Origin of the sequence: Colwellia asteriadis, assembly GCF_039523295.1 — a bacterium.
GTDB classification, from domain to species: domain Bacteria; phylum Pseudomonadota; class Gammaproteobacteria; order Enterobacterales; family Alteromonadaceae; genus Colwellia; species Colwellia asteriadis.
In genome coordinates this window covers 154352-168756 of the sequence record NZ_BAAAFA010000001.1, presented here as the reverse complement: position 1 = coordinate 168756, position 14405 = coordinate 154352, and the positions used below count along the sequence as shown (strand labels likewise).

The following is a 14405-nucleotide window of genomic DNA, read 5'->3' as shown; positions in this document are numbered from 1 at the left end:
AATAAAGTATAGGACAGATCATGTTAAAAGAGGGTCGTGAACATAAAGTCAATAAAAGCAATGTGCTCTACATTCATGGTTTTAATTCATCACCACTATCATTGAAAGCCGAGCAAACCAGGCTTTATTTAGCGGAGCACTTTCCTGAAACAGGTTTTTATTGTCCACAATTAGCAACTAGTCCTAATGAAGCAGTTGCACAGCTTGAAGAAATAATAAAACAGCAAAGTGATAGTCAGTGGTTCATTATTGGCTCATCATTAGGTGGCTATTTTGCGAGTTATTTGGCGGAAAAATATCAATGTTTAGCGGTGCTAGTAAACCCCGCAATTAAACCTTACGAGTTACTTGCTGATTATATAGGAGAGCAAGTAAATCCTTATACTCGAGAGGTTTACCAAGTAACGCCTGATCACATGGAGCAATTACAAGCAATAGAACAAATTAAACCAACGCAATTTTGCCAGAAAAAAAATAATTACTTGGTTATGGTACAAACCGCAGATGAAGTGTTAAATTACCAACAAGCAGTAGAAAAATACCAACATTGTCAACTTGTCGTTGAAGCAGGTGGCGATCACAGTTTTGTTAACTTTGATCAGCAACTGCCTAAAATCGCACAATTTTTCAACTTAACGGATCTTCGTTTAACGATGCAACCTCAGTGCTAATAATTAGAAATAATCATGACAGAACAATATAATTCAGATTCCATTGAAGTCCTAAGCGGTCTTGAACCGGTTCGCCGTCGTCCAGGCATGTATACCGATACCACACGTCCTAACCATATTGGTCAAGAGGTTATTGATAACTCGGTTGATGAAGCATTAGCAGGACACGCACAAAATATCTCGGTGATTTTAGATAATGATCAGTCGTTAGAAATTATTGATGATGGTCGAGGAATGCCAACGGATATTCACCCTGAAGAAGGTCTTTCGGGGGTTGAGCTTATTTTTTGTAAGCTCCACGCGGGCGGTAAATTTTCTAATAAAAACTACCAGTTTTCAGGTGGTTTACATGGGGTGGGTATTTCAGTTGTTAACGCATTATCGACACGTGTTGATGTTAGCGTTAGACGTAATGGTAAATTATATGAGATGGCCTTTGAACATGGCGAGAAGGTTGAAGAGTTAAGAGAAACAGGCACCGTTGGTAAGCGAAATACCGGCACACGCGTTAAGTTTTGGCCTGATGCCAGTTATTTTGACTCACCTAAGTTTTCTGTGCGTCGTTTAACTCACTTACTTAAAGCTAAAGCGGTATTATGCCCAGGTTTGACCATTAAATTTCATGATAAAACTGAAGATAAAAAATATCAGTGGTGTTATGAAGATGGTTTAACCGACTACTTAAAAGAGTCAGTTAGCGGTTACGTCACTTTACCTGAAGAGCCATTCGTTGGTAGTTTTTCGTCACAACTTGAAGCCGCTGACTGGGCTGTTTCTTGGTTACCCGAAGGTGGAGAAGGTATTGGCGAAAGCTATGTTAACTTAATACCAACAATTGCTGGTGGTACTCATGTTAATGGTTTACGTCAAGGTTTACTCGAGTCTATGCGTGAATTTTGTGAATTTCGTAACATTTTACCGCGTGGCATAAAGCTAACCCCAGATGACATTTGGGACAAATGTAGCTTTATTTTGTCAATAAAAATGCAAGACCCACAATTTGCAGGACAAACTAAAGAGCGTTTGTCATCTCGACAATGTGCTGCCTTTGTAACCGGCGTAGTAAAAGACGCGTTTAGTCTATGGTTGAATGAGCATACCGATATCGCAGAGGCGTTAGCTGAATTTTGTATCAGCAATGCACAAAGGCGTTTACGTGCTAGCAAAAAAGTGGTGCGTAAAAAAATTACCCAAGGCCCCGCCTTACCCGGTAAGTTAACCGATTGTGGTAGCCAAGATTTAGCACGAACAGAGCTGTTTCTTGTAGAGGGTGACTCCGCTGGCGGTAGTGCGAAACAAGCACGCGATAGAGAGATACAAGCTATTATGCCATTACGTGGTAAAATCCTTAATACATGGGAAGTGGAGTCTGGGCAAATTTTAGCGTCACAAGAAGTTCACGATATTTCTGTTGCGCTAGGCATTGACCCAGACAGTGACGATTTAAGTGAACTCCGCTACGGTAAAATATGTATTTTAGCCGATGCTGACTCGGATGGACTACATATTGCCACATTATTGTGCGCACTATTTACTCAGCACTTTTTACCGCTAGTACAAGCAGGTCACGTTTATGTGGCTATGCCGCCACTTTATCGTATTGATATTGGTAAAGAGGTTTTCTATGCACTCGATGAAGCAGAAAAAGATGGCATTTTAGACCGAATTGAAGCTGAAAAGAAGCGTGGAAAAGTTAACGTACAGCGCTTTAAAGGCTTGGGTGAAATGAACCCATTACAATTACGCGAAACCACCATGGACCCTAATACACGTCGGTTAGTGCAATTAACCGTTGATGAACATAGCGAAACTATGGAAATTATGGATATGTTACTGTCTAAAAAACGCAGTGGCGATCGTAAAGAGTGGCTACAAAGTAAAGGTGATATGGCCATTGTTTAACAGAATAAATATCATTTAGTCAGTATTCTAGAGCATTAGCTATTTAACTCACTGTAGAAATCGTTTTATACTGAGATAATTCTTTTAGCTTTAGGTACTTATTCTTGCTTTCAATCACACGGAAGTCATTATTTTTTAAATGCTTATCTTTCGCTATTTGCCTTTACTGTAGCCCTGTATTTTCATTGTCGAAAGAGGCGGTCGATAAGAGCCCTAAAGCACTATTAGAAAGTGCTGAGTTAATGCTTAAATCAGATGTAGGGTTAACCTTTGATCTTCTGTCTAAGATTGAAGCTCAATTAACGCTGCTATCTATTGAGCAAAAGCTTAAATATTATTATTTACTCTCAGAATCTTATAGCACTAGCGGGCAGTTCATTAGTGCTGCTCAAACTCTTGATACCGCTCTCACCCTCGCTAAAAAACTAGCGAGCCCTAGTGTAATTATTTGCGATTTACTTTATTTACGTGGCTATGCGGCTGAAAGCCTAGGTGATACATCACTTGCGGTTGAGTATTATAAAAAAGGTCTCGAAGTTGCTGAGTCATTACATGACAAGGTTATGATTGCTAATGGCTTAATTAATTTAGGCGCCATTGCTTATATTACCGATGACTATAAGCGCGCATTAATTCTATTAAACGACGCTTATAAAATTGCTGCGCAAACCAATGATGATCAACTAAAAGGCTATTCTAATGTTGAGTTAGGTATTGCTTATGCGAACCTTGGTCAAAATGAACAGTCTATGGTTTATTATAAGCAAGCGTACGAGTACTTTAAAAAGTCAGGTATGTTGTTGGCTGCACATAACGCTCTTAATAACATTGCCATGAACTATTCAGTAAATAAGCAATACAATGAAGCGATTTCTGCTTACCAAGAAATTATTAGTACATCTAATGAACATAGTCCCGCAGAAATAATGTACAGGGTTTTCTCTGGTATGGCATGGGCTCAGTTTAGAAAAGAAGAGAGTGATCCTGAGAAAGCTTATGAATACTTTCTAAAAGCAGAAAAGTATATCGACACTATTCAACGACACGACATAAAGTTGCAGTTTTATTTTGATCAAGCTTTCGTGTTGTTTCACTTAAAGCGCTATCAAGATACGTTAGTGAGTATTGCGGAAGCAGAAAAATTATTAGTTAACCATGACTCTTTACCCTTCTTTCAAAAACAAGCTAACTTGGGCATTATTAACCTTAAAAGTAAAGTTTATTATGAACAAAAACGCTTTAAAGAAGCCTATGAAGCTAAATCTAAACTTGTTTTTTTACGTGAGCAATTACATGAAAATGAAGACAAAAAGTCAGTAGCAGAAGTACGACTAAGTTTAGAGAGTGAGCAAGCAGATTTAAAAAATAAATTGTTAGAGAATGAAAAAACGATAAACCAAGAAAATTTAGCAGAAGCGCAGTTTGCGAATAAAGAGCAACAGCTTTACTTAAGTATTGGCGCTCTAGTTGCATTGGCACTGGCTTGGATATTGGCTAAATTACTTTATAGTCAACGCCAACTTAAACTTGCGTCAACGATTGACACTTTAACAGGTATAGAAAACCGCCGTAGTTTAATGAAAAAGTCTGCGCAAGCATTTAAGTTAGCCAAAAAGAAGCATCATTGTTTTAGCGTACTTGTGATTGATATTGATAGATTTAAAAATATTAACGACACCTTAGGTCATAGCCAAGGAGACGTAGTACTGAAAGAGGTGGTGCAGCTTAGTGAAAGTATGATGCGAAAAAGTGATGTTTTTGGCCGTTTAGGTGGTGAAGAGTTTATGGTTTGCTTACCTAAACAGGATTTACAGTCAGCAATATATATCGCCGAGCGTATTAGAGAGCGTATTGCTGAAAAGCAGTGGCCTTTACGTAACATAACACAGGTTACCGTTAGCATTGGCGTCGCGAGTTTAGCGAGTGATTCTGATCTCAATACGCTTGTGCAGCGAGCTGATAAACTCCTCTATAAAGCTAAGTTGAGCGGCCGAAATAAGGTTTGTAGTTCATGATTTATCAACGTAGATCTCTGTTACCTGTATGTAGAGGCGTATTTTTTAGCGCATTATTACTGGCTTTAGTATTTTTTAATGCAGCAATCGCAATGGGTAACCTAAGTCAGGATATAACACCAGAAGTCGCAGAGATAACTGAAACGGAAGAATTTTCAGTAGACCCTAGCTTATTGTTATTAATTAATTCAATTAAGTTACTAGATAACAGTAAAGGTACTCAATCTATCAAATATGCTCAAGAGCATTTACTTCAATTTTCATCACCTAAGTCACCGTTAAACCCAGCAGAGCAGTATTTATATTTACTTGCACAAGCGCTTCTTATTGAAAAAAAGACTCAGTTACAGCCCCCTACGCTTAATAAGGATAAAGTAACAGAGTCAATTGTCGCTTTGCTTGCTGAAGCCAAAAAAGTAGGCGAAGTAATTGATGAAGGACAATTAAGCCAACCTATTTTTTTGCAGTTACATGAAATTTTAGCAAATAAGTATGCTGAGTTAGGGCAGTATGATTTGGCCTATCAAGAAAAGCGAGAATATCTAATCAAGTACGATATTTATCGAGATAACAAACGTAATGCGATGTTATCAGCATTAACGGAAGAATTTTCTATCAATGAAAAAAAGTCTTTAAATGACTCTTTAATTAAACAAAATCAGCAACAAGTACAGCGAGTTGATGAAGCGCAAAAAGAAAAAAAAATGCAGCAAACGCGCTTTATTTTAGTGATGGCTATTGCGCTAGCTTTTGGGCTATTGTTTTTCTGGCAGCTAAAAGTGCGTAACAAACTGATCGTGTTAACTAAAACTGATGCATTAACCGGTATATTTAATCGCAGTGCTTTATTTGAACATGGTCACACTATGGCAAAGCGCTTTAGTGAACAACCTTACGATTTATCTATTTTATTATTAGATATTGACTATTTTAAGAAAATTAATGATGTCTATGGACACCATTGTGGTGATCAGGTATTAAAAACGATTGCTTCATTAGTGAATGAAACAATGCGCACACGTGACATATTTGCTCGTTTAGGTGGCGAAGAGTTTGTAGCGTTATTGCCGTTAGCTGATAGTAGCAAAGCAAAAGCTATCGCACAGCGTATTAATGAGAAAGTAGCACAGTACGACTTTGGTGCTATAGGTCTAAAAGAACAAGTAACGTTAAGTATTGGTATTTCAACCATGGATTACCATAATGCAAGTTTTGAAGATGCTCTACATAGTGCTGATTTAGCGATGTATCAAGCTAAAGCACAAGGGCGAAACTGTGTATTAAGCTATCAAAATATCTCAACATCACAAGAAAGGCGCGGTATTTAATAGTTTTATTATTTTAGCTATTTTGTCTTACCTTATAATCAGATAAGCTATACCTACTATGTAAAATAGTTTCCAGTTAATACCCAAGCAACACCTAAGTAGTATCTAAAAAGTGCGTCAGTACTTATGATTAATAGTTACTCGGGAGAGATTTATTATTCCCTTGTTTACCTATCGTAATGTAAAGTTGTTTAGGTATCGCAATAATTAAAAAAGTCAGGAAATATCATTTCATGTCAGATGTGCTCGAATATAGCCCTGATGGGGTCGAACAAGTTCCGTTAAGACGGTTTACCGAAGACGCTTATTTAAATTACTCCATGTACGTTATTATGGACCGAGCTTTGCCACATATAGGTGATGGATTAAAGCCAGTACAACGACGTATTGTTTATGCTATGTCAGAGCTAGGGTTGTCAGCAACGGCAAAGTATAAAAAGTCAGCGCGTACGGTTGGTGATGTGCTTGGTAAGTTTCATCCTCATGGAGACAGTGCTTGTTACGAAGCCATGGTATTAATGGCGCAACCATTTTCCTATCGCTATCCTTTGGTTGATGGTCAAGGCAACTGGGGTGCTCCTGATGACCCTAAGTCATTTGCTGCAATGCGTTATACTGAATCGCGTTTATCGCGCTTTAGTGAGGTTTTATTATCAGAGTTAGGTCAAGGAACGGTTGATTGGCAACCTAATTTTGACGGCACGATGAAAGAGCCAAAAACACTACCGGCGAGACTGCCGCATATTTTATTAAATGGTATTACCGGTATTGCCGTGGGGATGGCAACAGATATTCCTCCTCATAATGTGCGAGAAGTTGCTAATGCTTGTGTGCATTTAATTGAAAACCCAAAAGCAGACGTTGCTGATTTATTAACGTTTGTACAAGGGCCCGATTACCCAACCAATGCTGAAATAATTACCCCAAAAACCGAGATTGAAAAAATTTATCAAACTGGTCGTGGTAGCATCAAAATGCGCGCAGTTTATGATGTTGAAGAAGGAGAGGTTGTTATTACCTCACTCCCTCATCAAGCTTCAGGCGGTAAGATTCTCGAGCAAATAGCGGCCCAAATGACCGCTAAAAAGCTACCAATGGTGATTGATTTACGTGACGAGTCTGATCATGAAAATCCAGTGCGTTTAGTGGTTGTACCACGCTCTAATCGTGTTGATATTGAACAACTTATGCAGCACCTTTTTGCTAGCACCGACTTAGAAAAAAGCTATCGCGTTAATATTAACATGATTGGCTTAGACAACCGCCCAGCAGTTAAAAACTTACAAGTTATTTTAAGTGAATGGCTAGAGTACCGCCGTGAAACAGTGCGCAGACGTCTACAGTACCGCTTAGATAAAGTTTTAGCTCGATTACATATTTTAGACGGTTTATTGGTTGCGTATCTTAATATCGACGAAGTAATTGAGATTATTCGTGGTTTTGATGACCCTAAAGCTGAGCTAATGTCACGCTTTGGTTTATCTGAAACACAAGCCCATGCCATTTTAGAAATCAAATTACGACAACTTGCCAAGCTTGAAGAAATTAAAATTCGTGCCGAGCAGGATGAGCTACGTAGTGAGCAAGAATATCTAGAAAAAATTCTTAATTCAAAAACACGTATGAATACGTTAATGAAAAAAGAAATTCTAGCGGCAGCAGAGGAACACGGCGACGATCGTCGTTCTCAACTCGTTGAGCGTAGCGAATCAAAAGCCCTAACAGAGAAAGACTTAGTCCCTAGTGAACCCGTTACTGTGGTTGTTTCAGACAAAGGCTGGGCGCGTTGTGCTAAAGGCCATGATATTGATCCTGCCGCGCTTAGCTATAAAGCCGGTGATAGTTATTTATGTTCTTCTAAAGGACGTAGCAATAACCCTGTTGTCTTTATTGACTCAGCAGGGCGTGCGTTTACCACTGATGCTCATACCTTGCCAACGGCTCGCTCGCAAGGCGAACCATTAACGGGTCGTTTTAATTTGTCTAGTGGCGAAACCTTTGTTCATAGCATTATGGCTGAAGACACCAATAAGTACTTGTTGGTGAGTGATGCTGGCTATGGGTTCGTCAGTAGTTTCAGCGATATGGTCAGCCGAAATAAAAATGGTAAAGCACTCATTAGTTTACCGCAAGCGGCTAAAGTCTTAACGCCACAGCGTATTGGTAACCTAGAGACCGATTGCTGTTTAGCGATTACCAGTGAAGGGCGAATGCTAGTATTTCCGGTGAAAAACTTACCCATACTAAGCAAGGGTAAAGGTAATAAAATTATTAATATTCCATCGGCGCGTGCTAAAACCCGTGAAGAATATGTAAGCCTATTAACTTTAGTGCCCGAAGGCGCAGCTATTACTTTACATGCAGGAAAACGTAAACTGACCTTAAAAGCTGCTGATATTGAGCACTATAAAGGTGAGCGAGGGAGACGAGGTAATAAGTTACCACGGGGCTTACAACGTGTATCAGCCATTGACGTTGAAATGAGTGTAGTCTCAGAAAATGAGGCTGATGCAGGTTCTACTCAAATAGATGAAAATACATCAGAGTAAAGCTATTAACTTGAGTCCTGCTTAACTAAAAAAGGTAAATACTATGTCAGTATTTACCTTTTTTATTGTCGTTTATTTGTATGAGTTTAGTGTTATTGAAGTAAAGGGGAATTCTCTAACATTTTAATATTTGCTTGAGGGTAACTTGATTTAGTATAAAGTAAGCTATCTTCATCAGGGACATAATTAATAATGTCACGGCGATAGAAAGAGTTAAGTGGTAATTTCACTAAAGGTCTGCTTTTTCCTGAGACCGTATCATGAAACATCAATATATGGTGCTCCTTAAGCTCCTTGTTAAAGTAAACACCGTTATTGTAATAGTCCCAGGCGTATAAACCAGTGAATTCCTTACCGTCAATAATTTGTACGGGGGGGGTTGTCTTATCGGTTAAATCAACTTGCCACAAGCCTCGCTTAACTTTTGCATAAAGTAAGGTTGTTGGCGAATTCATAATTCCATAGCGCGCATTGTCATGAGTTAAACGCTCAACAGCGCCATCAGCAATAGTAATGCTATATAAGTCAGTCGCGTTATTATTATAAACAGCGGCAATGATTTTGTTATCATCAAGCGACCAGCTTGGTCGGTTATGGCGATCAAATGGGCTATTTAGCACTGATATTTTTTGTGTTACTAGTGAGTAAATATAAATGTTTTCATGCTTGTTATCTTCAGATGAAGCTAAAAAGGCAATGCTTTTACCGTCATGGGACCATTTAGGTAAGCTAATATTCTTTTTCAAAAATGTGAGTTGCTTTCGCTCTTCACCTCGGGTATTTGCCGACCATAGCTCATAAAAGCCTGATTCATTTGATACATAGACAAAGCGCTTATTTATAGGGCTGTAATCAGGGGAGTGATGGCTGAAGCTTGATAAAACTACAGGGAATGGACTGCTCGCAATATCGGCTTTCAATGATAGGCTCGCAATGGATGATATTTCTTGACGCTGCTGATAAAACAGCTTTCTACCTTGCTTAGTAAATTTGGGGTAACTAAAGCCGGGTAAATTAAGCTCAGTAAATGTGTTTTTATCAACATCTATAATAAAACCTGATCTGACCCCAGCTTTGTGAGTTGCGTAAATTATCTTACTTTGATCAGACCATGTAATGCCAACAATATCTTCCTCATTAAATGTAAGCTGCTGTGTTTCTTTGGTCTTTATATTGATTAAATAAATATTCTCGCTGTAACGATTAAAGCGTCGACTAATGGCAAGATGTTTACCATCGGGAGAAAAAGCCATATCTCTATCTTTATAATCACAACCTTTTTTACAAGAAAAGCGCTCTAATGGTGCATTTTCTTTCGTTAAATCAAGAAAATAAATGCCACTTTTTTCAGCGTCACCATTAAAGCCATGTATGGCTAATGTTTTATCGTCAGGTGATATGTCAAGGTAAAAGTAACCAACTCTATTCGGGCAATTAGCAATAGCTTTTTCTTGTCTGCTCAACACTTTAAGTTGAATATATTTACAATTTTCACCGGCTTTAGCTGTTCTGGCAAAGTATAAGTATTGTCCGTCATTGCTCCAAACACTATGGCGTTCAATTGCCGTATCAAAGGTTAATTGTTGTGCTGGCAGTTGCGGCTGTAAAGTGTCTTTCATAAACAAGTTGGTTGGTTGATTATTAGATACTTGGCTATAAACCACATAGCGACCATCAGGTGAGGGAGATGGAAAAAGTTCACTGCCTGGGTGTTTAGTGACTTGCGTTACTACGGCTGGATCATGTGAGGGTTTACCTAAAAAATAACCAATAACCACTGCTATAAATGCAGCTAATACAACCCAGGTGATAGTTTGCTTATTAATACGGTATTGTAATGTTTTTGCTAATAAACCATCTGTTTCTTGCTCAGCTTCTCTTTTTAATTGAGGGTCGTTTTGAAGCGTGTCATCGCTGACTGTGATGTTACTGTGAGCGGTCGTAGTTACATTTGTAGACCATTGTGGCTCAATAACTAATCGGTAGCCAGCTTTGCGAATTGTTTCAATAACGCCGTTGCCTTGATCAATTTCTGCCAAACTTTTACGCAAATGCCAAATGGCGTTGGTCAGACTTTTATCACCAACAACGCTATTTTCTCCCCAAATATTATTAATTAATTCTTCACGAGGAATAATACGAGGATGATGCTGAGCTAAATAGCATAGCACGTCAATGAACTTGGGTTGTAATGACTGCTTTTCCCCCTGATCTAGTTGTATCGAAAACTCGGTTGGGTTGACGTAACAGTTACTCAGGTTAAAAGCACGATTAGGCTTCATTGATACTCTTTCTTATTAGGTAATAGTACAGTTTATATAAACTGTACGGGTATTTATCACTACCATCCTTGATATGTTTCTCTGATATTTATGCTACCAAAGTTATGCGGTTAAGTGGAATTTTTTTCGCATATAGTTCGCAAAATAATGAATTTATATTAACACTAAAATAAAAAAAGTGAACTTTTATAAAAAATTTAACTAATTGTTTAAGTAGTGTTTTTTTTGTTTTTTTTAGAAATAGATGTTAAATAGAGGTACAAATGACCTCTTAGCGATTGAATAACTGCCATTACTTTCTTAAAAGAGTAGTAGAGCAAAGTTATGTCGTCATTTTACAGCATAACTCCTCATTAAAAAAATAATAAAAGTGCAGTAGATAATACTAAGTTTGCAGTTAAAACCAGAGCACTTAATAACTTAACGTATGGGAAGTTTAGTTATTAGGTTATTAGGGAAAAACAATAGCAGCGGTCTATTTACTGGATAAAGAGTTGAATTTTGTAGGCTTAATCGCCTGCAAAATTCAACTTCTATAATAAACCATGAAGAACATTACTTAAAAAAGAGAGAGATGAATGATGAACAAAAAACCAATCACCATCGCAATTCAAACGGCTATCTATTCAGCTATTGCCGGTGGCGCATTAGCGATGTCTCCAGCGGCTTTTGCAGCTGACGCATTATCCGCTGAAGAAGCAAAGGTTGTTAAAACAGCAACGCAAAGCCAAAAAACACCAGAACAAAAAGTTGAAGAAACTCACGAAAAAATTATGGTTACAGGCTCGCGCCTTCGTCGTGATAGTTTTAGTGTTGCTACACCATTAGCTACTATGGATAACGAAGCGATTGAAGATACTGGTTTAGGTTCATTATCAGAAATTTTAATTGATGAATTACCACAAATTTCGGAAAGTAGCAGTAACACCAATAGCCAATCAAACATTACTGCAACGGGTTTATCTACGATTGATTTACGTAACTTAGGCTCGCAACGTACTTTAACTTTAATTGATGGTCGTCGTGTAGTATCAAATAGCCACAGCAGTAATGCGGTAAGCTTATCAACTATTCCTAGCGGTATGGTACAAAAAGTTGAAGTAATTACTGGTGGCGCTTCTGCAGCATACGGCTCAGATGCTATTGCGGGTGTTGTTAACATTATTACCCAACAAGACAAAGAAGGCTTTGCTTTTAAAGCGCGTGGTGGTGAATCAGTTGAAGGTGGCGCTAAAGAATTTACTTTAGATTTAAACTACGGCACTGAATTTGCTGAAGGTCGTGGTTATGTTTACTTAAGCTCAACTTATGATAAGCAATACGGTTTAACTTATAACGACCGTAAGCGAGCGCAAATTCAAGAATCACATTCTTATGATGATGAAAGAATGTGTAACACTATGCTTACTGAAGCAGAGCCTAGAGATGGCGAGTGTATGCGTGATATTAGCCAATCTGATTGGCGCAGTTTAAGTGACTCAATCCCTGGTGGTGTTTTCCACGAAGGCAGTGGTGGCGTAGGCGGTTTTTGGTATGACGGTCAAACATTGCGCGATGATTGGGTAGAAGAAAAGTACGGCATCGACACTGATCAGTTCGTTATGCTTAAAGTGCCTGATGAAGGGATAAATACGGCGATAAAAGTTGATTTTGAATTAACCGATGACATTACCTTTTACGGACAAGTACAACATAGTTTAAATAAATCATTTAATGACAAATCACCAGAAAGCGAAGATGAAAGCGATTTAGTTATTACCTATGATCCAGCAACAGGTGAGTTTGACCAAATAGATATGGGTCGTATTAGTAGTAGCAACCCTTATGTACCAGCTGAAATTGCTGCTGGCGGTGGTAGCACTATTAAATGGGATAGAAACTTTGCTGAGGTAGGTAATATCTATACCGATAACGAACGTACAACTATTCGTTCATGGGCAGGTTTACAAGGTACATTATTTGATGGCGACTGGGACTGGGACGTTTCTGTTGGTTATGGTAAGTCAACCCAAGATCAGCTTCGTGGTAATGAAATTGATGTTTTCAAAGCACGCTATGCACTTGATGCTGAATATGCGGCTGATGGCGTTACAATTCAATGTGCTGACGAAGCTGCCCGCGCAGCAGGTTGTGTACCAATGAACTTATTTGGTGAAGGCTCTATTAGCGCCGAAGCAGCCAATTATATTCGCGCCAACCCAACAATTAATACTGAGGTAGAGCAGTTAACCTTTACTGGTTATATGGCGGGTGATTTATTCGACATGCCAGCAGGTCCTGTAGCAACCGCGTTTGGCTTTGAATTTAGACGTGACTCGCAAAAAGTTACAACAGGTGGCGGTGGCGTTGAAGGTGGTATTACCTTTAACTATGTACCGCAATACTCAGGTGAAATGGATGTTGCTGAAGTTTTTGGTGAAGCCGGTATTCCACTACTTAGAAATGTTGTAGGTGCTAAAAGTTTAACGGCTGATGTATCGGCACGTTTTGCTGATTACAGCCCTGAAGGTGTTGACTTAGTTGCCAGTTACCGAGCTGGCCTTGTTTGGGAAATTGTTGATGGTTATGCGGTAAGAACTAACTGGGCACGCGCCCAACGTGCACCATCAATTGATAACTTAATGTCACCGCCAGCAGGTGATTATGACTCAAACTATAGTGATATTTGTCTCGGTACTACTGCTACATCAACTGATGCTGGGCACGACAAATGTCGAGAAGAAGAGTCAATCGCTAATTATATTGCTCTGAATGGTGAGTTTGATGTAGAAGATAATAACTACTCTCCTGGTGTTGGTAACCCAGATCTTTTTGAAGAAACCGCTGATACCCTAACGTTCGGTGTAACATTAGCACCATCGTTCATTGAAGGTCTACGTATTGCTGTTGACTACTATGATATTGCCATTAAAGACGCGTTAGCGACATACTCTAATCAAGATATTATCGATTACTGTTATAACTCTGAATTACCGTGGGATGAGCGCGGTGGTTCTAACTCATTTTGTAATGATTTAAAGCGTGATGAAGATGGTGGTTTAATTGAAGTAATGCAACGTGACTATAACGTTGATGAAATTAGCACTAGTGGCTTTGATGTCGCGATAGAATATGTTTATGACTTTGATGATTTAGGTCGTATTAAGTTTAAGAGTGATTGGACTCATGTGCTTGATTGGACTAAGACCGTACAGTCACCAGGTGGTCCAGCTACTACCAATTACGAAGGTTACTACGACAACGATATCTACGATACTCAAGGCTCAGCTTCATTAACTTGGTATAAAGAAGACTGGCGTGTACGTTGGAGCACTAAATACAAAGGCCCGATTACCGTTAACCAAGGTGATGAAAAAGATTGGTTAGAAGATATGGCTGCTAACGATAAAAATTGTGCAGCGGGTAGTGCAGATTGTATCGAGAACCCTGAAACATTAGCGTTTAACGAGATTGGTTCATACATCACGCATAGTTTATCTGTTTCTTATGATGTTGAGCTACCAAAAGACGGTGATTTACGTGTATTTGGTGGTGTAAATAACATCTTTGATAACCAAGGTGATTACAGCTTAGGTGGACGCGGACATTTCTACAGTGGTTATGGTAGCAGTGTCGGTCGCTTTGTTTACTTAGGTGCTGAATTTAAGTTCTAAGTAAA

At 38.8% G+C, this 14405-nt stretch carries 7 protein-coding genes; 6 read left to right on the top strand and 1 reads right to left on the bottom strand.

Annotation, left to right across the window (positions count from 1 at the left end; genetic code table 11):
• The first annotated feature begins 20 nt into the window (after positions 1–20).
• The 5 genes from ABD005_RS00690 (at position 21) to parC (ending at position 8465) form a co-directional block, all read left to right on the top strand.
• On the top strand, positions 21–671 hold the full coding sequence (locus ABD005_RS00690; RefSeq protein WP_343813732.1) for a YqiA/YcfP family alpha/beta fold hydrolase: 651 nt from the start codon (positions 21–23) through the stop codon (positions 669–671).
• 15 nt (positions 672–686) lie between these two features.
• Positions 687–2573, top strand: coding sequence for a DNA topoisomerase IV subunit B (gene parE, locus ABD005_RS00685; protein ID WP_215980005.1), 1887 nt, complete (start codon positions 687–689; stop codon positions 2571–2573).
• Positions 2574–2677: 104 nt separating this feature from the next.
• A complete protein-coding gene (locus ABD005_RS00680; protein ID WP_343813727.1) occupies positions 2678–4588 on the top strand; it encodes a diguanylate cyclase in 1911 nt (636 codons plus the stop codon).
• Positions 4585–5916, top strand: a complete 1332-nt coding sequence (locus tag ABD005_RS00675) for a GGDEF domain-containing protein (RefSeq protein WP_343813724.1) — start codon at positions 4585–4587, stop codon at positions 5914–5916. Before ABD005_RS00680 ends, ABD005_RS00675 begins: the two co-directional genes overlap by 4 nt.
• 233 nt (positions 5917–6149) lie before the next feature.
• A complete protein-coding gene (parC, locus tag ABD005_RS00670) occupies positions 6150–8465 on the top strand; it encodes a DNA topoisomerase IV subunit A (RefSeq protein WP_343813721.1) in 2316 nt (771 codons plus the stop codon).
• A gap of 92 nt (positions 8466–8557) precedes the next feature.
• Here the strand turns inward: parC and ABD005_RS00665 are convergent, their stop codons facing one another.
• Complete coding sequence (locus ABD005_RS00665) at positions 8558–10747, bottom strand: winged helix-turn-helix domain-containing protein (RefSeq protein WP_343813718.1); 2190 nt, start codon at positions 10745–10747, stop codon at positions 8558–8560.
• Positions 10748–11328: 581 nt separating this feature from the next.
• Here ABD005_RS00665 and ABD005_RS00660 point away from each other — a divergent pair.
• Positions 11329–14400, top strand: coding sequence for a TonB-dependent receptor domain-containing protein (locus tag ABD005_RS00660; RefSeq protein ID WP_343814840.1), 3072 nt, complete (start codon positions 11329–11331; stop codon positions 14398–14400).
• The last annotated feature ends 5 nt before the right edge of the window (positions 14401–14405 follow it).